Origin of the sequence: Peptoanaerobacter stomatis (assembly GCF_000238095.2) — a bacterium.
Lineage (GTDB): Bacteria > Bacillota > Clostridia > Peptostreptococcales > Filifactoraceae > Peptoanaerobacter > Peptoanaerobacter stomatis_A.
In genome coordinates this window covers 1,214,819-1,239,504 of sequence record NZ_JH815225.1, presented here as the reverse complement: position 1 = coordinate 1,239,504, position 24,686 = coordinate 1,214,819, and the positions used below count along the sequence as shown (strand labels likewise).

Annotated in this window: 25 protein-coding genes; 18 read left to right on the top strand and 7 right to left on the bottom strand. The window is 28.2% G+C overall.

The annotated features are described in order from the left end of the window. Positions 1–2: 2 nt before the first annotated feature. The 15 genes from HMPREF9630_RS05240 (at position 3) to HMPREF9630_RS05170 (ending at position 13,906) form a co-directional block, all read left to right on the top strand. Complete coding sequence (locus HMPREF9630_RS05240; RefSeq protein ID WP_009527490.1) at positions 3–701, top strand: response regulator; 699 nt, start codon at positions 3–5, stop codon at positions 699–701. A gap of 101 nt (positions 702–802) precedes the next feature. After that, positions 803–1,075: a 30S ribosomal protein S20 gene (gene rpsT / locus HMPREF9630_RS05235; RefSeq protein WP_009527489.1), complete on the top strand. Its 273-nt coding sequence runs from the start codon at positions 803–805 to the stop codon at positions 1,073–1,075. Positions 1,076–1,477: 402 nt separating this feature from the next. Next, entirely contained in the window at positions 1,478–2,350 is an 873-nt protein-coding gene (locus tag HMPREF9630_RS05230; RefSeq protein WP_009527488.1) for a cation diffusion facilitator family transporter, read from the top strand. A gap of 309 nt (positions 2,351–2,659) precedes the next feature. After that, positions 2,660–3,217 carry an NADPH-dependent FMN reductase gene (locus HMPREF9630_RS05225; RefSeq protein WP_009527487.1) on the top strand — a complete coding sequence of 186 codons (558 nt, stop codon included), beginning with the start codon at positions 2,660–2,662 and terminating at the stop codon, positions 3,215–3,217. A gap of 502 nt (positions 3,218–3,719) precedes the next feature. After that, positions 3,720–4,469 (top strand): ParB/RepB/Spo0J family partition protein, encoded by a 750-nt coding sequence (locus HMPREF9630_RS05220; protein ID WP_009527486.1) that lies wholly within the window; start codon positions 3,720–3,722, stop codon positions 4,467–4,469. A 261-nt stretch (positions 4,470–4,730) separates the two neighbouring features. After that, positions 4,731–5,885 (top strand): aminotransferase class V-fold PLP-dependent enzyme, encoded by a 1,155-nt coding sequence (locus HMPREF9630_RS05215; RefSeq protein ID WP_009527485.1) that lies wholly within the window; start codon positions 4,731–4,733, stop codon positions 5,883–5,885. Between the two features lie 178 nt (positions 5,886–6,063). After that, complete coding sequence (locus HMPREF9630_RS05210) at positions 6,064–7,101, top strand: hypothetical protein (protein ID WP_009527484.1); 1,038 nt, start codon at positions 6,064–6,066, stop codon at positions 7,099–7,101. A 69-nt stretch (positions 7,102–7,170) separates the two neighbouring features. Continuing rightward, the gene (locus HMPREF9630_RS05205; protein ID WP_009527483.1) at positions 7,171–7,719 is read left to right on the top strand and encodes a CvpA family protein; all 549 of its coding nucleotides are present in this window, start codon (positions 7,171–7,173) and stop codon (positions 7,717–7,719) included. 182 nt (positions 7,720–7,901) lie between these two features. Beyond that, a complete protein-coding gene (yedF, locus tag HMPREF9630_RS05200; protein ID WP_009527482.1) occupies positions 7,902–8,477 on the top strand; it encodes a sulfurtransferase-like selenium metabolism protein YedF in 576 nt (191 codons plus the stop codon). After that, complete coding sequence (locus HMPREF9630_RS05195; RefSeq protein ID WP_009524325.1) at positions 8,474–8,713, top strand: putative Se/S carrier protein; 240 nt, start codon at positions 8,474–8,476, stop codon at positions 8,711–8,713. The genes yedF and HMPREF9630_RS05195 overlap by 4 nt, the downstream gene beginning before the upstream one ends. A 208-nt stretch (positions 8,714–8,921) precedes the next feature. After that, positions 8,922–9,104 (top strand): DUF4044 domain-containing protein, encoded by a 183-nt coding sequence (locus HMPREF9630_RS05190; protein WP_009527481.1) that lies wholly within the window; start codon positions 8,922–8,924, stop codon positions 9,102–9,104. Between the two features lie 176 nt (positions 9,105–9,280). Then, the gene (locus tag HMPREF9630_RS05185; RefSeq protein ID WP_009527480.1) at positions 9,281–10,843 is read left to right on the top strand and encodes an ABC transporter substrate-binding protein; all 1,563 of its coding nucleotides are present in this window, start codon (positions 9,281–9,283) and stop codon (positions 10,841–10,843) included. Positions 10,844–10,936: 93 nt separating this feature from the next. After that, on the top strand, positions 10,937–11,872 hold the full coding sequence (locus tag HMPREF9630_RS05180) for an ABC transporter permease (protein WP_009527479.1): 936 nt from the start codon (positions 10,937–10,939) through the stop codon (positions 11,870–11,872). A 221-nt stretch (positions 11,873–12,093) separates the two neighbouring features. Further along, on the top strand, positions 12,094–12,936 hold the full coding sequence (locus HMPREF9630_RS05175) for an ABC transporter permease (RefSeq protein WP_009527478.1): 843 nt from the start codon (positions 12,094–12,096) through the stop codon (positions 12,934–12,936). Positions 12,937–13,129: 193 nt separating this feature from the next. Beyond that, entirely contained in the window at positions 13,130–13,906 is a 777-nt protein-coding gene (locus tag HMPREF9630_RS05170; protein ID WP_009527477.1) for an ATP-binding cassette domain-containing protein, read from the top strand. Between the two features lie 286 nt (positions 13,907–14,192). Here HMPREF9630_RS05170 and HMPREF9630_RS05165 read toward each other — a convergent pair whose 3' ends face one another. From HMPREF9630_RS05165 to HMPREF9630_RS05140, 6 genes are all read right to left on the bottom strand, one after another. Further along, a complete protein-coding gene (locus HMPREF9630_RS05165) occupies positions 14,193–14,615 on the bottom strand; it encodes a flavodoxin (protein WP_009527476.1) in 423 nt (140 codons plus the stop codon). Between the two features lie 333 nt (positions 14,616–14,948). Further along, positions 14,949–15,488, bottom strand: coding sequence for a DUF3793 family protein (locus HMPREF9630_RS05160; protein WP_009527475.1), 540 nt, complete (start codon positions 15,486–15,488; stop codon positions 14,949–14,951). A 630-nt stretch (positions 15,489–16,118) separates the two neighbouring features. After that, entirely contained in the window at positions 16,119–17,666 is a 1,548-nt protein-coding gene (locus HMPREF9630_RS05155; RefSeq protein WP_009527474.1) for a Mur ligase family protein, read from the bottom strand. Positions 17,667–17,719: 53 nt separating this feature from the next. Then, the gene (locus HMPREF9630_RS05150) at positions 17,720–18,484 is read right to left on the bottom strand and encodes an alpha/beta fold hydrolase (RefSeq protein WP_009527473.1); all 765 of its coding nucleotides are present in this window, start codon (positions 18,482–18,484) and stop codon (positions 17,720–17,722) included. A 148-nt stretch (positions 18,485–18,632) separates the two neighbouring features. After that, positions 18,633–19,052, bottom strand: coding sequence for a hypothetical protein (locus HMPREF9630_RS05145; RefSeq protein WP_009527472.1), 420 nt, complete (start codon positions 19,050–19,052; stop codon positions 18,633–18,635). Between the two features lie 9 nt (positions 19,053–19,061). Then, positions 19,062–19,418 carry a hypothetical protein gene (locus HMPREF9630_RS05140; RefSeq protein ID WP_009527471.1) on the bottom strand — a complete coding sequence of 119 codons (357 nt, stop codon included), beginning with the start codon at positions 19,416–19,418 and terminating at the stop codon, positions 19,062–19,064. 343 nt (positions 19,419–19,761) lie between these two features. Between HMPREF9630_RS05140 and HMPREF9630_RS05135 the strand changes: the two genes are divergently transcribed. After that, the gene (locus HMPREF9630_RS05135) at positions 19,762–20,523 is read left to right on the top strand and encodes a TraX family protein (protein WP_009527470.1); all 762 of its coding nucleotides are present in this window, start codon (positions 19,762–19,764) and stop codon (positions 20,521–20,523) included. 217 nt (positions 20,524–20,740) lie between these two features. Here HMPREF9630_RS05135 and HMPREF9630_RS05130 read toward each other — a convergent pair whose 3' ends face one another. Then, positions 20,741–21,928 (bottom strand): oxygen-binding di-iron domain-containing protein, encoded by a 1,188-nt coding sequence (locus tag HMPREF9630_RS05130; RefSeq protein ID WP_009527469.1) that lies wholly within the window; start codon positions 21,926–21,928, stop codon positions 20,741–20,743. 822 nt (positions 21,929–22,750) lie between these two features. Here HMPREF9630_RS05130 and HMPREF9630_RS05125 point away from each other — a divergent pair. Then, complete coding sequence (locus HMPREF9630_RS05125) at positions 22,751–23,242, top strand: pyridoxamine 5'-phosphate oxidase family protein (protein ID WP_009527468.1); 492 nt, start codon at positions 22,751–22,753, stop codon at positions 23,240–23,242. 16 nt (positions 23,243–23,258) lie between these two features. Beyond that, a complete protein-coding gene (locus HMPREF9630_RS05120; protein ID WP_009527467.1) occupies positions 23,259–24,557 on the top strand; it encodes a DUF1343 domain-containing protein in 1,299 nt (432 codons plus the stop codon). Positions 24,558–24,686 lie beyond the last annotated feature (129 nt).

Sequence of the window (24,686 nt, the reverse complement as noted above, 5' to 3'; positions counted from 1 at the left end):
GTATGAAAGATAAAGTTTGTGTACTTATAATAGAAGACGAAAAAAATATTTCAGATATATTAAAATTTAATTTAGTAAAAGAAAACTATGAAGTTACTCAGAGATTTGATGGAAAAGAAGGGCTTGATACAGCACTTGAAAAAGACTTTGATATAGTTTTGTTGGATATAATGTTGCCTTCAATGGATGGCTTTGAGATATGCAAGAAGATAAGAGAGCATAAGACTGTTCCGATAATAATGCTTACAGCCAAAGAAGAAGAAGTTGATAAGATATTAGGCTTGGAATTGGGAGCGGATGATTATATTACAAAGCCGTTCAGTACAAGGGAAGTTATAGCGAGAGTAAAAGCAAATGTAAGGCGTGTTGAAATGCTAAACACCAATACATCATCAGAAATATTAAAATTCAGAGATCTTGAAATAGACGTTACAAAATATGTAGTATCAAAAGCAGGACAAGAAATAAAAATAACATTTAGAGAATTTGAACTGCTTAAATATTTAGCACAACATAAAGAGCAAGTATTTTCAAGAGAACAGCTTTTAACTACAGTATGGGAATATGATTATATAGGGGTAGACAGCGAGAGAACAGTAGATGTAACAGTAAGAAGATTAAGAGAAAAAATTGAAAAAGATCCGTCAAACCCTGAATTTATTATGACAAAAAGAGGAGTAGGCTATTATTTTAAAAGCTAAAAAAATTAATAAAAAATAATACTTTACTTTTTAATATTTTTTTGATAAAATATACAGCATATGAAAACAGAATCAGTATGTCTAAAATGGAGGTGAATTAATTGGCAAATATAAAATCAGCTAAAAAAAGAATAAAAGTTATTCAAAAGAAAACTTTGATAAACAAAATGAGAATATCACAAGTGAAGACAGCTATAAAAAGATTTGAAATGGCTCTTAGCAGTGGAGATATGAATTTAGCAGGTGAAAAATTGAGATTTGCACAAAAGAAACTTAATCAAGTAGCAGCTAAAGGAAGTATACACAAAAATATGGCAGCAAGAAAAGTTTCAAGACTTACTAAGAAGTTTAACTTAGCACAAAAATCAAACTAACAAATAAGCAACCTAATTTAATTTAGGTTGTTTTTTTATTGTCTATTTTATACTTGTTGTTTATACTATTACCTAATTAGTAGGATAATTAAAAAACATAATAATTAATTTTTCAAATAAACTATTTATATTAATGTTATATAAGTTATACATAATTTTATTAGAAAGCAATTTTATAAAAATATTGGATAAAAAGTTTATAAAATGAAATTAATGATATAAATATAATATCAAATGATTTTAAAAATAATCTAAAATATTTATAAATACTAAATAAATTTAAAAAATATATTATCAAATGATAAAAAAGAGGGTTTTATAAAAATTTAGATTTATCATATAAATAGAATAGTAAAAAATAGTGGTTTAAACATTTACGAATTAAAGACGAAAGGCAAAAAAATGCAAAGCAGTAATTATAAGCAAGTGCAGAGAGTATTATTTGTTATACTTGTTGCAAATTTTTTAGTGGCAATTTTAAAAATAGTGATGGGAAATATAATAAAATCATCATCTATGAGTGCAGACGGTTTTCACTCGTTGTCTGACGGTTCATCCAACATAGTTGCAATGATAGGAATATATTTTGCCTCAAAACCTGAAGATAAAAAACATCCATATGGACATGACAAAATAGAGATAATAACAGGACTTTTAATAGGAATATTTTTAATATTTGTTGGATGTAATGTAGTTTTTGAAGCTATAGAAAAATTAAAAAATCCCTTAGTGCCGTCTATAACTTTATCAAGCCTTGCAATGCTATTAATAACACTTATAATCAACATATTTGTAACTGTATATGAACATAGGCAAGGAGTCAAATTAGGCAGTAACATTTTAATATCAGATGCTACACATACGAAATCGGATATATTTGTTACAATGGGTGTGCTTGTAACACTTCTTTCAGTAAAATTGGGAATGCCGCCGATATTGGATACAATAGTATCGTTCGTAGTTGCAGGTGTAATATTTTTTACTGCTTGGGAAGTGCTAAGTGAAAACGGAAATATATTGATAGATGCCAAAGCAGTTGATGAAGATAAGATTAGAGAGATTATCTTAAATATGGAAAATGTAAAGGGCGTGCATAAAATACGTTCAAGAGGTACACAAAATAACACTTATATAGATATGCACATATTGGCAAATCCTGATATAACTCTCGAGCAAAGTCATATATTAGCTCATAAAATAGAAACACATATTCAAGAAAACATAAATAAAAATGCTCATGTTTTAGTGCACATAGAACCATATTATGAAAAGTAAAAATTAAATTTAATAAATTATTGAATAATGGGTATTAACCCAAAAAGATGCAGAGAAAATATAAGCTATATAATTTTCATATAAGAACATTTTTATACTGATATCTGTTTAATTAATAGCTAAAATTTATATAAGTTATTTATTTTAAGTATACTTAATCTCATTTAGCGAATATATTCTTAAAAATAGAAGTATGTATATATTTAATAAAAATCTATATATTTAATATAGAGTGAAAAAATATAAGGCCATACTATAAAATCCATAATTTAAATAGGTTTTGCTATTAATCTATTTAGGAGGAATACGATGAAGAAAAATATATTGATGATAGTTGGTTCTATGCGAAAAGAATCTTTTAATAGACAACTTGCAAATAAAATAAAGGAAATTTTAGGAGATAGGGCAGAGGTTTCATTTTTGGAATATTCAGGTATACCGTATATGAATCAAGATATAGAATCTCCGGCTCCAAATCAAATAGTTAGAATAAAAGATGAAGTGCTTAAAGCTGATGCTTTGTGGGTTATTACTCCTGAATACAATTTCAGTTATCCTGGAGTTTTGAAAAATTTGTTGGATTGGTTATCTCGTCCATTAAAAGAAAATGATTTTTCATCAGGAACAGCTGTTAAAATGAAAAAGGTTACTATAAGCGGTGTAAGTGGGAAATCAGCAGCAGGCGGAGCAAGAAAAAAACTTACAGAACTGTTGAAATTGATGAAAATGGAGTTAATGGAAACGCCTCAAACAGGTGTAGCACTTACATCAGAAGCATTTAAAACAGACAAAATCGACTTATCTCAAACAGATATTGATGCTTTAAATCAACAGGTCGATGAGTTTTTAAAATTCATAGGCGAGTAAATATAATTTTAATTTAACATAAAAATATTAAAAAACTGATAAAATGAATTATGAAAAACATAGTTCATTTTATTTTTTTGTATAAAATTATAGCATCAAGTAAATATCAAATTTAAAATTATAAGTATGTAGACGCTTTTTAGGAAGTGGTGTATAATAAAACATACGCTACTTTTTTTACGACAATATTAATATAGGCTAGTGAATGGTCAATAATCGGATATAATATGTTTGTGAAATATTTCAATATAAATATATAGGGATTTTAATTTATCATCAGATAAAACTATGTTTATAAGCAATATATTAATTTGTAAAACTTTTAAAATTTAATTGACTATAATTGTCTATTGTATTGTTATAAATTATAAAATTTCTAAATTTTATAGAGTTTGTGGTTAAAAAAATATAAAGTTTTAAGTATATAAGCATAATACACCTTTAACCGGTATTTAAATTAAAGTTTTAGTTGTATATAGTATTATTTTATCAGGTAATTATTATGGAAATACAAAAATTAAATATAAATCTAATAAGGCAGGATGAAAATCAGCCACGCAAGACATTTGACAAAGCTCAGATAGAAGACCTTGCAAAATCTATTAAAAAATTCGGTTTATTACAGCCTATACTTGTCAAAAAAATAGACAATTATTATCAAATAGTTGCAGGGGAGAGAAGATATAGAGCCTGTAAAATTCTTAATTTGGAATATGTAGATGTTATAGTCAAGGATGATGAAAATATAGCTGAAATTGCACTTATAGAAAATATACAAAGAGAAAATCTTACACCGCTTGAAGAAGCGGAGGCTATATTATCACTTAAAAATGCAAAAAATTACACTCATGAGGAGTTGTCTGAAATACTTGGAAAAACAAGGGTGTATATTACAAATAAACTTAGAATATTGACAGCAGATGATACCACAAAAAAAATGCTCCAGGAAGACAAGATAAGCGAAGGTCATGCCAGAGCATTGCTTGCAGAAAAAGATATAGATAAAAGAAAAAAATTGGCTCAAAAAATAATATCAAGCGGACTTAGTGTAAGAGATGTGGAAAAAGCTGTAAAAATCAAAAAAAATAAAAAGAATGATGTGTTTGATGAAGATGAACAGATAATAGAGATGTTGGAAGAAAAGTTGGCAACAAAAGTAGATATAAAAAGGCAAAGCGAAGAAAAAGGTAGCATAAACATAGAGTTTTATTCATATGAACAGCTTAGAGATATAATAGAAAATATTTTGTAAAATTTATTGTATATTTATTTTCAGCATATACTAAACACTATTTTAAATTGATGTATTTTGATAATTGTGTTAAAAAAATCTATTGTTTATTGGATAATAGCATCATATTATTTATACTTTTATTTGTTTAAAAGATTGGCATAGTCATTATCTGATAGAGTCGAATTTTCATTTATATACATCAAATGGAATATAAATATTCGTGGTTTGAAAAGTTATTAAAAATATAAGAAATAATTATTATAAAACTGGAGGGTTGATATGATTTATTTTGATAATTCTGCAACTACATTTCCAAAACCGGAAAAAGTCACTGCAAACACTTTTTCGTTTTTAAAAACTTCATGTGCCAATCCCGGACGTTCAGCACATAAGATGAGCATAGAATCATCAAGGCAAGTTTTTGAATGTAGATTTGAAATTGCAAATATGTTTAATATAAATGACCCTACTGATATAGCATTTACAAAGAATTGTTCAGAGGCACTTAATATAGGGATATTTTCAAATTTGGAAGAAAATGATCATGTCATAACAAGTGTATTGGAACACAATTCCATAATAAGAGCACTTGAACATATAAAGTCAGAAAAAAATATAGAGATAACATATCTAAATCCTGATGAAGATATGACTATAAAAGATTATCATATAGAAAACAATATAAAGCCTAACACAAAAATGGTAGTTTTAAGTCATGCAAACAACCTTGTCGGAACATTTTATGATATAGAAAAAATAGGGCAGATAACAAAAAAATATAATATACTTTTTATGGTCGATGCAGCTCAAAGCGCAGGTAAAAAAAATATAGATGTGCAAAAGATGAATATAGATATTTTATGCGCACCCGGTCATAAATCGCTTTATGGATTTACAGGTACAGGTTTTATATATGCAAATGAACAAGCAAAAGTAAAACCTGTTTTGTATGGAGGAACAGGAAGCTTTTCAGATGACATCCATCAGCCTGAAATAATGCCTGATAAATTGGAAACGGGTACACTTAACGTAGTAGGGATAAAGAGTTTGTTGGAAGGCATAAGGTGGATAAATTCTGTCGGAATAGATATAATAGGAGCAAAGGAAAATGCTCTCGCCAAATATATAATAAGAAAATTAATAGAAATAGAAGGTGTAACAGTATATACGCCTCTTAATGATGAGCTTGCAGGTATAGTGTCATTCAATATAGACGGCTTGGATTCATCATTTGTGGCAGGAGTTTTGGATTTGAAATATGACATAGCCGTTAGAGGAGGTCTTCATTGTAATCCGCTTGGACATAGATATTTGGGGACATTGGAAAGCGGATTTATAAGAGCGTCTTTATCATACTTCAATAATATGAATGAAGCAGATAAATTCATATCGGCTGTAAAAAGCATAAAATCAAATTCAGGTTTAAATATATGAAGCTAAAATATATAATGGATAGGTTATTAGTTTTTTATATATTGGAAATACTGTATCACACTAATAAAAAAATGTTATAAATACAAAGCATATCTAAAAATGGAATTAGCAGTTTTAAAATAAAAATGAATTTATTATAATTCCGATAGATTTTTTAATGAATTAAGATGGAGAAATGATGAAAAAAAAATTATTGGCAATATCTATATTTTTTGTAATTGCTATAATTATATGGACAGCTATATATATAAACAAGCATAACAGCAAAAACGAAGATATGGAAACGAAAGTGCAGTTTGAATATAACAGCAATATGAGTGTTTTACCGTTTCAAAACACATTTTTGATATATGATGGAAAAAAACTCATTAGAAAAAGTGATACCTTTAAAGACTTATTTACTCTTAGATTAGTTGCGAGCAATTATGTCATAAAAACTATGTCAGAAGACATATATATACTTGATAAGACAGAAAAAATTTTATATAAAATAAGCAAAGACGGAGAAATTGTTAGCCAAGTCAAATTTGTAGAAAATGGTCAAAACATTTATCCGCTTAAAAATTCCGATGTAGTCTTGCAGTACAGTACGGGAGTAAATACGGACGGTATAATAATATATGATAAAGATTTGAAGAAGAAAAAAGACATAAATTACCCGAACGGTCTTGTAAATACTGTAGCATATGAAGAAAGAACAAATAATTTGTTTGTCAGCATACAAGTTGTAAATGAGTTAGATGTTATAAACTCAATATATGTATATGATTTTAAATATGAACCGCAACTTTTTCAAAATTATAAAAATTTAGTGACTATGGCACTTGATGTATTGGGAAACAATATATTGATATTAGATCCTACAGCGCTTTATATAATGGATAAAGATTTTAAAAATGTGTCAAAAGTATCTGCTCAAGCATCATTTGAGAGAATGATAATAGCAAATGACAAGATATATTTACAAGATGGAGAAAAAAACGTAAGAATATTCGATAAAGCCGGAAATTTAGTAGAAGAAAAGAGTTTTAAAGAGCCTATAATCAATATGTTTACCAATGTATCACAGGTTGTCTATGTAAGCAAAAGCGAAATTTATTCTGACAAAAAAGACTATGTGGTTCAAGAAGTCATAGATAAGAGTATATTGCTTTCAAATAATAAGTTGATTGTGTTTTTTAACGGTGGAATAAGGACTTTTGCCATACCATATTAATCATATGAAAGTTGATAAAATCAGACTATTGGTGAGATTTGATGAACTATTATAAGTTTTAGGGGGAATATGAATACAATAAACAACATAGATATTTTTATTATCATATTTACTTTATATAATGTGATAATTGGAGTAAAAAACGGCTTTGTAAAGTCAATATTTATAAGTTTCGGATTTGTTATAAGAATAATTGCGACTTATTTTATATATACAGCTTTTTCTAAAATGCTGTTTGCAGACAACAATATAAAACTGATTTTGAAATATATAAAAGATTATTTGTCAAAAAGCCTTCCAAATCTTGCATATACTGATTTTTTGGATAAGGCAATATTGATACTTTCAATATTTATATTTGTAAGCATAATAGTTTTTATAGTATTTAAAATATTGAAGGATGTTACAGATGATGATACACTTAAGGTGAGCGATCAAATTTTGGGATTTGCATACGGCTTGGTAAAATCGCTGCTTATAATGATGCTTATAGTGTATTTTATAGATAAAGTTTCAGATTATGTATTAACAGTTCAGATTAAAGAAATATTTGCAAATTCAGCGTTGATGTCTCCACTATACACGTATAATATATTTATGAATTTATTCAATGTATAGAAAATAGCCATATATTTTTGATAAAAAATATGTATTTGCTATTGTAATTTAGCTAAAAAATATCATAAGTGACTATAAGTTTTGACCGAAATATTTTTTCTTTTATATTTTGTAAAAAAGTCAAAAAAATAAATAAAATTTTAATTATATTTTACAACTTTAAAACTATAAGGAGAAGAAAAATGAAACATACACTTGATTGTACAGGACTTGAATGTCCTATGCCTGTAGTAAAGGCAAAAAATATGTTGGAAGAAAATGAAAGCATAACATTAGATGTTATTGTCGATAATGAAACAGCAAAAGAAAATGTCAGCAAGTTAGCAAATTCAATGAATTTGAGTTATACTGCAAAAGATGATGCAGGTAAATTCATAATAACAATAGTGAAAAATTCAAGTGTAAAAGTTGAAGAACATAAAAAAGGAATGGTGTTGCTTGTAAAGACTCAATATTTGGGAAGCGGAGACGATGAGCTTGGAGCTATACTTATGAAATCATTTGTATTTTCACTTACTCAATCAAAACCATATCCAAGCAAAGTTATTTTTGTAAATTCAGGAGTAAAGCTCACTACACAAAATGAAGAGGTTATAAAAAATCTAAAAGTCCTTGAAAATGAAGGTGTAGAAATCATATCTTGTGGTACTTGTTTAGATTTTTACGGCTTGAAAGAAGAGTTGAAAGTAGGAACTGTCGGTAATATGTATGATATAGTTGATTCAATAAATAACGCAGAAAGTAAGATGAGCGTATGATAGTTATAAGTTTTGAGTCGACCAATTACGCTATGCTTGCAGATAAATATTTTGATGAAATTAATTTTCAAAAAATGGTAGTACCTACACCAAGAGCTATAAGCAACAGCTGTGGAATATCTTTACAGATAAACAAAGAAGATATAGAAAAAGCAAAAGTGTTGATACAAGAAAAGCATATAAAAATAAAAGGGATTTTTGAAGTAGATAAAAATACAGCAGTACAACTGCTTTAAAAATCATATCGTAGTAATAATTGAAAAAAATATCATAACATATCTGAAAATTTAGAGCAGTATTGATTAAAATGTAGTTAAATTCAAAATATTTGACACAAAAAATAAACTTTGTTCAAATATTGTTAAAACTATACAATATAAATTAATACACTCTACTTTTCAGTATGTATTGAATATATATTCAAAAATATTTTTGGAGGAATAAATGAATTCAAATAAGAAAGTTAAAAAGAAAAATATAGAATCATCTAAGGTAAGGAAGAGCGATATTTCAGATATAGCTAAAAGACGCAAAACTAAACAAAAAACATTGGCGATAGTGGCTATACTTGCATTGCTTGCAATGGTTGGAAGTACAGTGCTTGGAGCCTTGATGTCTATGTTTTAAGTATAGGTTTTTTGAAAATGATTTTTTAAATTTAATATGAAGTTATTGTATAAAAATAGTTAAATTTATATCTTGTGTTTATAAATTTTATTTAGTATAATTATTTACGTGTGCGATTATTTTTTTGTAAATTATTGCCATATTGATGCAATTAAATTGTAAATAGGAGGAATTATATGAAATTGAAAAAACTTGCGACATTTATTATATCATCTGTGATATGTACGTCTCTACTATTTGGCTGTTCATCTTCAAATGAAGCGAATAAAAGTGGAGAAAACAGTCAAAAGGCTTTAAACGTGGGAGTGGCATTTTTTGATGTCGGATTGGATCCTGCGATAGGCTGGCAAGGTTGGGATACCGTAAAAATGGGTGTAGGAGAAACGCTTGTAAAGGTAGATAAAGATTTAAAGACAATACCTTTTTTAGCGGAAGAATTTGAACAAGTAGATGAAAATACGTGGGAATTTAAAATAAGAGATAATGTTAAATTTCACAATGGAAAAACTTGTGATGCGACAGCTGTAATGGAAAGTATAAAAAGAAGTGTTGAATTGAATGACAGAGCGAAAGAGGCTCTTGATGGATGCACATTTGAAGTAAGAGATAACACAGTCGTTTTAAAAACAAAAGAAATATCTCCATACATAGCACAGTCTTTGGCAGATCCTATGTTTGCGATAGTTGATAGCGAGGAAGGGAAAAATACGGAAGATTTTAACGTAAAACCTATTGCAACCGGACCATTTAAAGTAGAAAGTTATACTCCGGAAAAGGAAGCTGTAATGGCGTCATTTGAAGATTATTATGGCAACAAAGCTAAATTAAGCACAATTAAATATATTTTCATACCTGATGCAAATACGAGGATGTTGGCGCTTCAATCCGGAGAAATAGATGTTACTGTGGGACTTGGAACACAACAATTATCTGTACTTGAAAAAGAAAAAGATATTGAGGTGGAAAGAATACCATCTATGAGATTAATATACGCAATGCTTAATCCTAAAAATGAGTTTTTACAAGACAAAAAAGTAAGGCAGGCATTAAATTATGCCATAGATAAAGAAACATTGGCAAATGTAACTCTTGCATCTTCAGGTTTACCTGCATATATGCCATATCCTGAATCTCTTGGATACAATGATAATAAAACTGATGTATACAAATATGATGTAAAAAAAGCAAAATCATTGTTGGAAGAATCAGGCTTAAAGGATACTAATGGAGATGGAATATTAGAAAAAGATGGTAAAGATGTAAAATTAAGAATAACATATTATATATCAAGACCTGAAATGCCTATAATTGCACAGTATATTCAAACAGAGTTTAAAAAAGTGGGAATAGATGCAGAACTCATATCTTTTGATAAACAAGCGGTAGATAACTATAATGCAGGTGATTTTGATATAGGATTTGATTCGTGGACAGTTGCTACAAGTGCAAATCCGTTGAAATTGTTAAATTTAGGATTTAAAACAGGTGCAACAAACAATTTTAATGGATATTTTTCTGACGAGAGAATAGATGAAATAGCAGAATTGCTAAAATCAGAATCTAATCCGGAAAAGCAAAAATCACTTGCAACAGAAGCTAACAGTATAATTGTGAAAGAAGCGAAAAATATATTTTTCATATACACACAAAACTCAGTAAGCAGAAAAAATAATGTGAAAGGCTTTGAATTATCGCCGATAGACTATTATCAAATAAATAGCGATGTTACTATAGAATAAGTCATATTTTAATTTATAGTATTTTTTAAAATATAAGCAAAAATTAGATTTAGCATATTTTTATTGTAAATAAAAGTTTTCTGGGAGGTATACTTGAAAAAGCTTGTATTAAGCAGATTATTGCAACTCATAATAATACTTGTGGGTATTTCTTTTTTATCTTTTGCACTTGTAAGTATATCTCCCGGAGATCCGGCATATATTAAATTGAGTGAAAAGGGTGTACCTCCATCTGAAGAGTTACTTGAAAAAACAAGAGAGCAGATGGGGCTTAACAGACCGTTTTTTGTCAGATATACTTCTTGGCTTGCGGATATTGTAAGATTTGATTTTGGGAACAGTTATTCTTCCGGAGAGCCGGTCGTTAAAGAGTTTTCGTCAGCACTTAAAAATACACTTAAACTTACAATATTTGCTTTTTTCATATGTTTTTTAATATCTTTTCCTATTGCAATTATCTCTGCGATTAAGAAAAACAGTATAACAGATGCTATAATCAGGCTTTTAAGCGTATTTTCTATGTCTATGCCTGATTTTTATTTAGGCGTTATAATACTTTTTATATTTGGGTTGAAATTTAGAGTGTTTCCTATAATAGGAGGAGTTGCATTTAAAAATATGATCATGCCGTCAATGACATTAGGAATTATACTGTCCGGAAGAGCTATAAAACAATTAAGAGCTTCTTTGGTGGAGGAGCTTAACAAGGATTATGTAGCAGGTGAAATAGTAAGAGGCTTGCCTGACAAGATAATAGTACTTCATATTTTAAGAGGCAGTATGTTGTCAATAATCACATTTTTGGCTCTTAGTTTCGGAAATCTGCTTGGAGGTACATCTGCGTGTGAAATCATATTTAACTATCCCGGAATTTCTTCTCAAGTTGTAGATTCTATAGGACATAGAGATTTGCCTATGATACAGATATATACTTTGTGGATTGCAAGTGCGTTTGCAATAATAAATTTTTTTGTGGATATATCTTATGTATACTTTAAGCCAAAAGAGCAAAGTAAAGATATAGATTAATATGGTTATTTAATTGAACGTAGATATTTTGTCTAATACTAAACTTCTATAAAATAACGGTGCAAAAGAGAAAAATAAGATATAATATCTTTCAAAAAAGATATGCTAAAAAGTATAACTTAAGGGATTTGAACATGGTATCTATGTGGATCAATATTAGTATAAATAGGGTTTAGCATAAGATATTTTCGGCAAACTGTGAAATTTTAATTGGAGAGTTTATGGACTATTTTTTAAATCTGAATATTTCAAAAAAGATATTTTTTATTTTTTTGCTCATGATGATGAGCATTTTAATATTTATATCTGTTTTTGCAAAATATATAATTCCGTTTGATCCGTATTATTCAGATGCGAGAGATGTTTTGGCAAAGAGCGATAGTGTTCATATAATGGGCTGTGACCATATGGGTAGAGATTTGTTTTCCAGAATTATTTTGGGAATACAATCATCTATATTGATAAGTTTGATAACAGTTTTGATAAATTTTGTCATAGGCACTGTGCTTGGGATTGTAGCAGGATATAAGGGAGGAAAAGTAAAGAGTATAATAATGAGATTTACAGATGTTATGCTTGCATTTCCCGGATTGGTACTCAGTATTGCAATAGTCGGTGTGCTTGGTCAAGGAGTTTTTAATACAATTATTGCACTTGTCATATCCGGTTGGGCAGAATATGCAAGAATGTCTCTTGCTTTGACAATATCCGTAAAAGATAATGAATATATGAAAACGGCAATTTTTCATGGATGTGATAATAAGCAGATAATATTTCGATATATCTTTATGAATATTTTGCCACAACTGATTGTATTCGCATCATTAAATTTCAGTAGTGCAATGCTTAGATTTTCAGGGCTTGCCTTCTTGGGCTTAGGAGTAAAACCGCCACGACCTGAGCTTGGTTTAATGCTATCAGAGTCGAAGGATTATATGCAGTTGGCACCATCTTATATGATTTATACAGGTTTTGCTCTATTTTTTACAGTATTTGTATTCAATTTTTTTGCTGATTATATGCAGGATTATTTAAATTATAAAAAAGACAGCCTAATGAGCTGATTATTATGTTTTTAATGTATACAAAATTATATTCAAGAAAATAATGTGGAGATTATAAATATTTTTATTTGTATGATAAAGCATATGAGTAAAAAATAAATGTTTTTCAAATTATCCAATTAAACATAGATATTTTATCTAAATATGTTCTGACATCAGATATATTAAAGCAATATTTATTAAGGCGGTGTATATGACATATCTTATAAAAATAGATGAGCTTAATATGTTCTATAAAAAAAAGCAGGTTTTATATGATATATCGTTTGAACTTGGTAAAAAAGAGATACTTTCAATAGTAGGAGAAAGCGGTAGCGGTAAGTCGAGTATTTTGAGAGCGATTTACGGAATTATGCCACAAACTGCAAGAGCGTATGCAAATAAATTTGAAGTTTTAGGAGAAAGTATATTTTCTAATCCTATTAAAAATAAAGGAATAAGAAATATGCTTGGCAAGAAAATAGGAGTAGTATTCCAAGAACCGGGAAGCACAATAAATCCTAATATAAAGATAGGCAAGCAGATAATTCAAATGTTTGAATATAATTTCAACTTAGATAAAGATTCGAGTATAGATATTGGAAAAAATGTCCTTGAAAGTGTAAAACTCGACCCTGATTTTATATGGGAAAGTTATTCATATTCGTTAAGCGGAGGTATGAAACAAAGGGTGTCTATAGCTATGGCACTTATGTTAAAGCCGGATATTATGATAATGGACGAGCCTACATCAGCATTAGATGCTACAGTTCAAAAGAAAATAATGGACGAGATAAAAAAACTTCATAAAGAAATAGATATGAGCATGATAATGGTAACGCATAATCTCGCAATGGCATACAATATATCTGACCGTATGATAGTATTAAAAGACGGCAAGATAGTGGATATGGGGACGTCAAAAGAATTGGTGTCAAATCCGAAATCAGATTATACAAAAAAACTTATAAAGGATATGCCGAGATTTTAATACTAATATTCAATCAAACATCGATATTTTAATATATTTGAGAATATCATATAAATATTTATTTAATTAATAGATATATAAGTTTTTTTGCTTTTATGCTAAAATCTTATAGAATAACGGAAAAACATAATAATTAATTTTTCTTGTAGACTATATATTAATTTTATATAATTATACAAGTTATCTATAATTTTATTAGAAAATAGTATTAGTATAATAAATATCATAAAAAAAGGGACTGATTTTACTTACAGTCCCTTAAATTATTTAATAGGTGTTATAACTACTATGCAAGAGCTTTTCCAAGTTCTTTACATTTTTCAAGAGCATCCGCATCAGGATTGTCATATGCAGGAAGTGCCGGATATACAAGATTTCCTGCTCCGCCTTTAACTCTTTCTTCCCAATCTTTCATCCATTGACCGTCATTCCATTCATAAGAACCGAATATAGCTATTTTCTTTCCGCCAAGATTTCCTTCTACGCTTGCAAACATAGGTTCAAAACTTGATTCTTCAAGTTCTTCATTACCCATTGCAGGACAGCCGAATGCTATTGCTTCGTAATCATCCAATTTATCAGGGCCAAAATCATCACTGAATATTAAATCCACTTCAGCACCTGCAGCTTTTGCGCCTTCAACTACTGCATTAGCCATAGCTTCTGTATTTCCTGTACCTGACCAATAAACAACTGCTACTTTACTCATTTTTAACTACTCCTTTATGATTTAATTTTTATACCGAGCAACAATTAAAAAATAATATTTTAAGAAATATATAAATTAAAAATAATGTTTTAAACATAGCTCAGTATCACATATAAAAATTTATATAAATGGTCTTTGCCATTATAAACACAATATAAAAAATTCAAATTTGCAAAATTTTTATTAATATCATCATTTAATTAAAATTTATGATAAATACTGTTTGTAAAATGAATATTTTTTAGAAGATATTTTCTTATCATTAAGATATAAAATAATTATTTCAACAGTTTAATTAAAATATATTAATAAGTTTTTTCAATGTGATAAATATCAAGCCACACATAAACTAGTTATGTTCTTACCGCTTAAAAATAAATTTAAAAATGAAGACGTACAATGCTTATAGCTTTCAAAAATTTCTGTTGATTTTTTTTCGTTGCAGTACACTTTCCATATGCCACAACATTTGTAATTTTTTCCCCTGTTTAGTATGAACATCTTAACATCTTCAAGAGGATATCCCAAAAATATACCTATCTCATGTGGAAAAGAAGAGTATTTGAATCTTTTCACAAGTTGGTTTAAAATCGAAGACATATCATCAAAATTTGTATATCCATAATCCTTTAAAAAATTTTGTATTTCAGCCAAATTTAGCAGATGGCTGAGCATAGATACTCTATATATGTATATGAGGGCTTTATTTTCAGATTTTTTTATAATCATAAGCTTCAATCCGAAAGCGTTTAATATATTATTCCAATGTTTTACATCTCTGTACGGGTTGCTACCGTTATACATAAACATATTGGCAACTTTTATACCTGCTAAAGTAGGGGCACAATGACTAATAAGTAACTGTTCAAACATAAAAATCATATCTCCTTTTCTAAATTATAAGATAATAAATAATGTTTGTCAATAAAAATTATTTTCATAAGAAAAATATTTTTAAAAACTCTTGATATATTTTTAAAATGCTGTATAATAATATTAAAAATAAAAATTATAATCATTTTAAAAATATAGAGATTTTATGAAAGGGTGTATGGATTATGTCTGAAGCTAAGATAAAAAAGATAAATTTAACAGTATTTTTATCTATGATATTAGGAGCTGTGTGCTTTATGTATTTATAAATCAACCAATTTGAAAACATAGTGATGCTAAAGACTTTTGAAAAAGTTATATATAATATGAGATAAAGCAATCGTATAAAAAACGCATAGTATAAAAACCAAAGAGGATTTAATACTAAAATCTAATAGAACAATGGAAAAACATAATAATTAATTTTTTTAATAAACTATTTATATTGATGTTATATAATTATATAAGTTATCCATAATTTTATTAGAAAATAGTATAACTGTATTATGAAAAATGCTTGTAAAAAAATAAAAAAGTGACTTTAAATCGCTGTAATACATAAAATACATATGATTTAAAATCACTTTTTTTATCTTAATCAGTATCTAATTAATAATGGAAAATGATGGATTAATAATTATCAGGCAGATCATTTTCTATAAGAATTGCTTTTTGTTTATCTGTTTTAAGCGTATATGCAAGTGAGAGAGCTTTCTGCATACTTTCTTCTATAAACAGATTTTTTTCATCATAATTTTTTTCTTTTATTCCGTCTTGTATAGGTAGGGTTTGTTTTTTGCCTACGAGTATTATATAATCTGCAACATCTGCTATCTGCTTGCCAAATTCTTTGTTAAGCTCATATTGTTTGTCTCCAAGCTCTATCATTCCGGGTGTTACCACTATTTTTGTCATATCAAACATTGACAATGTATCTAATGCAGATTTTGCACCGCTTGGATTGGAATTATAGGCGTCATCTATTATAAGCCCAAAATCTTTTTTTATTATCTGTTGTCTGTGTTCTACCTGTTCTAATTGTGCGACTCTTTGAATTAATGTGCTTGTGTCCACACCTAACTCGTGCGCAACAGCTATACAACCTGTAATATTTAACACGTTGTGTTTTCCGATCACTTTTGTTTTAAATGATGTAGGTGTGTTATCTATATCTAATTTAAAACTTGAACCGTTTTCGTCTACCTGTAAGTCATATGGAACAAAGTTTGAGTTTTTGTTGTCGACGGCGTATGAGATTATATTTTTGTTTATGTGATGATTTACTATATACTCATTGTCGTAGTTTAAAAATACAGTTCCTGAATCAGGAAGTGCTTCTGCTAATTCAAATTTTGTTGTTATTATATTTTCCAAGCTGAGAAAAGTTTCGAGATGTTGCATTCCTATGGATGTAATTATACCATAACGCGGATTTACAATATCACAGATTTCTTTTATTTCTCCAAGTGATTTTGCTCCCATTTCACATACAAATATGTCATGTATGGGACTTAGATGTTCTCTTATTGTAATTACTACACCAAGAGTTGTGTTATAATTGCCTGGTGTTATGAGTACGTTGTAGTCTTTGCTGAGTAATTTTCCTAATATATGTTTTACGCTTGTTTTACCGTAACTACCTGTTACACCTATTACGGTTAAATTATTCATTGAATTGATTTTGCGTTTGGCATCGTTTATAAAGCCGTCATTTATGTGTTTTTCGATAGGCTTATTTATTGTATTTGACAGCAGTAGCATATATGGTGTTATCATACATATAACTTCTAAAACTGCAAAATATAAAAAATTATGGTCTATTATTAAAAATAAGAGCATTATTATATACATAATGCAAACGGTAAAGAGCATTCTTTTTACTCTATTTGTATATTTAAGAGGTATTTTAGAATTTTTTTCTCTGTTTAAAATTGCTGTCAGTATGTTAAGTATAGTAGCTATTATTAAACCTGCCACTTGGAATTTAAAACTGAATATGAAGATGAATAAGGCTGAAATTATAAGTCCGAGATTTCTACCAAGTATCGGATAATAATTCTCTCTAAGCCAGTTATTTTCCTCTATTTCGTTGTACGAATTAAGTTGAAAAATATGTGTGTGATATATCAGAAGTGAAATAAATGCTGATATATTCGATATTATGAAAATATATATCATATGTTCTCCGTTTTTTTACAAATTTGATGTAATATTATAAATTCATTAAAAATTTATGATAAGAAAGCTGATATAGCAGAATTTACATAATCTTTCTGTTCCAAATAACTGTAATGTCCGGCGTTTTTTACAGTTATAAGTCCGCTGTTTTTTATGAGTTTGTTCATAGTATATGCGTCTTGTATAGGTGTTGCATCATCTTTATCTCCCCATACAAGCAGAGTTTCATTTTTTATATTAGAAATTAGCGGTGTCAGATCTTCGTTTACTACATTTACCAATATTTGACGCATTATAGGTGTTGCAGAGTTATAATCAGCGGAACCGCTTTTATTTCGCATATTTTCTATGAAATTGGGATACATTTTACCAAGTATAGTGCCTTCAAATAATTTTCTTGAAAGCTTGAAAATTTTTATTTTAAATGCTACTTTAAGACTTTTTTTCGGTTTTATTCCGGCAGAGTCTACAAGTACTATCTTGTCTATTTGAAAAGGAAGATTTTGCTTGCTCACCATTTTAATTATTATTCTTCCGCCAAAAGAATGTCCCAATATATGTGTCTTTTTTATGCCTAATTTATTTATAAAGTTTATGACAAAATTTGTGTAATCGTCTACGTTCATAGCATAATCGGGCTCACTGCTTTGACCGAACCCCGGAAGGTCTAATGCGATTACACGATAGTTTGCGTTAAGTGATGTTGTTAGGGTGTTTAACAAGTTTATATTGGAACCCCAGCCGTGCAACAGCACTATAGTGTCTCCACTTCCACAATCTATGTAATTTGTTTTTATATTATCTATTTCTATATTCAAATTTCACCTCATAATTTAAGTAAAGTATCCGGCAAATTAATATACCATATTTTTGATATATTTTCAAATTTATTATCGTATTAATATCCAGCTCTATTTATAAATTAAAATATATTTAAACATTTTAATTAGATGATAGTATTGTTTTTTAATGTTGATTTTCTATATAAAATGTTATTTCGTTTTCTTCCTTGGTATCATTTTCTATATTGGCAGATATTATTGACATATTAGGTATATTTTTATGTATGTAAGCCAACAAATTGGTGAGCATATTTATGTTTGAGTGGAATTTTATATTTATAGTCATTGAATTTTGAGATATAGTAGAATTTTTGTAAGTTGTATTCAAGTCTAATTTATTTAAAATATCGTTAAAATCTTTGTAAATTTTATAAAAGTCGATGCTTTCATTGTTTTTTGTTTCTAAAATTTGCACATTGTTTATCTGCTGTTTAATTTTTATGTTTTTTATACTGTAGGGTATTGTTATTATAAGTAAGTTTGCGAGTAATATAAACATTATGAACAGCTCTGATTTTTTTATAGATTGCATTTTTATCTTCATATCAAACCCTTATCTGTATTCCAATATTATGTATTTATCTTCTTGTATACTTACACTTTGAGCGGTTTTATTCAGGCATTTATCGGTATCACGCACTATATCTTCAACATTGTATGCATCTATGCTGAATTTTATACTCATAGTATCTGATGAAATATGAATATTTTTTATATTATCAAGATATTTGCTGTCAGCAAGCTCATATGGATTATCGGTATGAGCATTAATATCTGATTTTTTCTTTTCGTTTGTAGATATTTTTTGAATTTGTATTAGCTCTTTTTTTAATGAAGAGTGCTTATTTATGAGAAATACATTGTATATGATTAAAATTACAATCAAGATGTAATATAATTTATTTTTCATAAGGATACCTCTTTTACTTAGTAAAAATTTAAAAAATATTTTAAATAAATCATATGACTGCGTTATATAATGATTATACATTAAAGATGTGTATTTTTCAATTACAATGTTATAGTGTATAATTATTATACTGAAATAAGTGGAAAATATATATTTTATTTTAATTAATACTATTTTCTAATAAAATTATGGATAACTTGTATAATTATATAAAATTAATATACATAGTCTACCAGAAAAATTAATTGTTAGATTTTCCATTATTATATAAGATTTTAGTATAAGAGAACTGATGTTTTAGAATTTATAATCTAATCATAGTATAGATAGAGGAGTTTTGAATATGGGAGTCGGCGAAGTTAAAAAAATTTTTAAAGAAGGGCTTTCTGTAAATGCTTTAAAATATATCGCAATTACAGCTATGCTTATAGATCATATAGATATTGCATTTATACCTGAGGATATGACAGTATATTTGGTATTTGATATAATAGGAAGAATTACAGGTCCGATTATGTTTTTTTGTGCGGTGGAGGGATATCATCACACAAAAAGTTTGAAGAAATACATTTTTAGGCTTTTTATATTTGCAATTATAAGTTACATACCATTTATGTACGCGTGGAGAGATACGTTCAACATATTGCGACTGAACATAATTTTTAATATATTGCTTGGAGTTTTGGCGGTTCATACGAGAAGAACAGTAAAAAATGTCTTTTTAAAAGCGATAATCATATACTTGCTTATGATAATAAGTATACCTGCTGATTATGGTGAGCTTTGTATAATAATAATGCTTGTATTTGATTTTTACTATGGTAATCTAAAAAATCAGCTTGCAGGATATTTTTTAGTAATAGTTTTGAATTTGGGCTTGTTGGACTTTTTTGCAGGTCCGTTTTGGAATTTGGTATACGATGGCAATTTCAAATTTTATAATGATTATTATTGGATTGGGTATCTTTTACCTTTTATGCTGTTGTTGTTTTACAACGGTAAGCATGGTAGTAGCGATAAATTTTCAAAATGGATATTTTATATATTCTATCCTTTACATTTGTGCGTTATTTGGATAGTGAGAGTATTTATTTTAAATATTTAAAAAATATTATACTGAAACTTGTTTAAAAAGCTATGTAATATTAGAATATAAAAAATGCGTTTGAGTTCATATAAATCAAATACATTTAATTTAGTATTTTTATTATATGCTTATTTAATTAGGTGTAATAGCATTAACAAAATAGCGATACAATAAATAAAAGCAGTGCAATGCTGATTGATATTTTTGTTCAGCATTACACCGCTATATTTTTAATCTATTTTAAAAGTTCGTTTGCTATATCTTTAAGATGGGCAAAATTTTCTTCTGTAGGGTTCCAACTGCAACGCTCCTCTTGCTCTATAACTTCAAAACCGGCTTTTTTGAGTTCTTCTCTAAGCACTTTATTTCCTTCACCGGACCATCCGTAACATCCGAATACAGCAGCTTTTTTTCCTTTAAATGAAAGTTCTTGTAAGAAATGCAACCAACCGCCTACTGATGATAATATGCTTTTGCTTACAGTAGGAGAACCTAAAGCTATTGCTTTTGACTTGAATACCTCTGTCATTACATCATTTTTGTCGGTTTTAGATATATTGTATAATTTTACTACTGTTTGAGGGCTTTGAGATTTTAACTCATCAGCTAAGGCGTGAGCAAGTTTCATAGTGCCTTCCCACATAGTATCATATACTACCGTTATTTGATCCTCTTTGTAATTGTCACACCATAGAGCATATTTTTCAACTATTTGAAGTGGATTATCTCTCCATATGGCACCATGACTTGGTGCAATCATATCAATGTTTAAATTCATTTTACCTATTTCTTCTAATTTTCTCTTAACAAGTGGAGAGAATGGCGATAATATGTTGGCATAATATTTTAATGCTTCTTCCATAAGTAAACATTGATCAGCTTTGTCATTAAATAATTCAGCTACTGAAAAGTGTTGCCCGAAAGCGTCCATGGAAAATAAAATATTGTCGCCTGTCAAATAGGTAGCCATACTGTCCGGCCAATGTAACATTTTCATCTCTACAAATACAAGAGATTTATCTTTTGAAACAGGTATGCTGTCCCCTGTTTTTACAACGTTAAAATTCCATTCAGGATGATGATATTGACCGACTATTGATTTTACAGCGTTTGCTGTGCAGTAAATAGGCGTGTTCGGAATTTTGCTCATAAGATACGGCAATGAACCGGAGTGATCAACTTCGCCGTGATTCATAACGATGAAGTCTATTTCATTGAGATCTATTTCTTTTTCTAAATTCTCAACAAATTCATGTGAATGAGGTCTCCACACAGTATCTATTAACACTTTTTTATCTTCTAATATGAGATATGCGTTTTGGCTTGAGCCGTTGTTTATAGAATAGTCCGAGCCATGAAATTCTTCCAACTCCCAATCTATTTTTCCAATCCAATACACATTGTTTTTAATTTGTCTTTTCATAAATAAATGCCCTCCTGTTCAAAAAAATATTTTATATTAAAAGCTATTTAAAAAACTATGTAAGATTAAAATACAATTAATAACTTAAAACAGAGAAAATTTTTAATTTGGCAAAAATGTTGAGTTAAAGATAATAGCAATATATTTTTGCAAAATTAGAGATAATATCAGTACCAATTATAGTTGTAATTCATAAAAATGTTATAATAAAGAACATCAACGTATAATTAATTATATAATCTTTTTACTCAGGTATTAGAAATAATTAATTGATAATTTATTATAGCATATATTTAAAACAATGTAATAAAAAAATATATTAATATTTACATAAAATAAATTTGAGAACAATAAAAAATATCTATGTCTAATTATATAAAACTGTTATTGTTAATACATAAGAGTTTTATACTTTTAATTAAAATATTTATAGACTTATGATTTTAATATTGTAGTAAAAAAATAGATATTTATTTGTAATTTGAATATAATATTAAAATGTTATATAATAAAATATCTGAAAAAATCACAATTAATATAAAACTAAATATATAATTCATTTAGTTTTAACTACGAAAAAATAATTTCTTATAAATTAAGCCAAAGATTGCTTATAAACGCTTTTTGAACGAATGATTTTTAAGTGGCTATAAAACGATTATAGTGAACGATAAAGATTATTTTTATTTAAAATAGTGCAATATATTTTGTAGACATTGTATTTAATTCATTTAACTATATAAAAGTAAATTTATTTATACAGTTTATTAGTATTATATGATAATTATACAACTTTAAAATTATTTTGTAAGGGGATATATTATGTTTAGAGAAATGAGAAGAAAAAAGCAGATTTTATCAAATGAGGAAGTTACGAAAATTTTGGAAAAATCTACATCAGGAGTGCTTGCCGTTATTGGAGATGATGATTATCCATATGCTGTGCCTGTAAGCTATGTGTACTATGATTCAAAAATATATTTTCACGGTGCGAAATCAGGACATAAACTTGATGCTATAAAGAAAAATGCAAAAGTTTCATTTTGCATAATAGATAAAGATGATATAGTAAAAGAGGAATATACGACTTATTTTAGAAGCGTTATAGCTTTTGGAAAGGCATATGTAGTTGAAGATGAAAAACAGATTATGGAGTCAATAGAAAAGCTGTCTATAAAATACTATCCTGAAGACAGTGAAGAAAACAGAAACAAAGCAATAGAAAGAGAGAAAAGAGCGCTTTGTATGGTTAGAATAGATATAGAACACGTTACAGGAAAAGAAGCGATAGAACTTGTAAAGATGAAAAAATAGTGATATAGGAGATTTTATGAAGAAAATAACAATTTTTTTAAGTATTATATTTTTTTGTCTAACTATGTGCATTAATTCATATGCTGATAATTTTAAGATAATTGATGAGTTTTTGGATATGTATATGATTAATGACAAGACAAATATGAATTTAAGTAAAAACAGCTCTTCAAATGGTAAAAGTGATGTAATTACAAACGGCAAAGTTATTTTAGGCGATGAAATGCTGTTTACAGATGAATATAAGCATTTGATAGACGGTAAAAAGGTGGGGCTTGTTACAAATCAAACAGGAGTAAACTCAAAAGGGGAAAATACGAAAAATGTATTGTATTCATATAAAAATGCAAAACTTACATCTCTATATGCACCTGAGCATGGAATAGACGGAACTGTAAAGGCAGGAGATTATGTATCGTCATATACTGACAAAGATACAAAATTGCCGATTTATTCGCTTTATGGAGATACAAGAGAACCTAATGAGCAGATGATATCCAATATTGATGTGCTTTTATTCGATTTACAGGACATAGGTTCAAGGACATATACATATATTTCAACTATGTATAAATGTATGGAGGCTTGCAAAAAATACGGCAAGACGTTTGTGGTATTGGACAGACCTAATCCTATTTCTTGTAAATATGTGGAAGGTTTTGTACTTCAAGATGAAGCGAAATCATTTGTAGGAATAGATAATATGCCTATGGCACATGGTATGACAGCAGGAGAATTAGCGAGATATTTCAACAGGAATATAGGTGCAGATTTAAAGGTTGTAGCAATGAGAAATTACAGACGTGATATGATATGGCAAGATACAGGACTTAATTTCAAACAGACATCACCGTATATACCCAATATAGAATCTGCATTTTGCTATATGGCAACAGGTCAATCTGAAAATATGGGTATAGGTATGGGCGATAATTTTACTTGGTCTGGTGGTAAAAACATAAATTCATCTGTACTTGCGGATAAATTAAATTCTTACGGTTTACAAGGAGTAGAGTTTATAGCACTTAATAAAGGTCAAAGCGGAGGAGTAAAGCTTAAAATTACAAACTATCATACATTTAATCCGGCAAAGACAGGATACTATATAATGGCAACAGCCAATTTACAAAAAGCGTTGAATGTGAGTTTTTATGACAGCAAAGGCAGAGCTACTATGTTTTATAAGATAAGCGGTAATAAAGCCTTCGGCAATGCTATACTTGCAAAAAAATCAGCATATGAAATAGAACAGCTTTATAGAAAAAATGCAGATGAATTTAGAGAAAATACAAGAAAATATTATATATATGAATAGATTGTTAAAATAAATAATCAGGAGAAATAGAGTAATTCAATTAAATAATTGAAATATAAATATATATGCCAAGAGATTGTTATTGCGCAATACGATATTAAATATAAAAAATAAAATTTGTTTTTTATG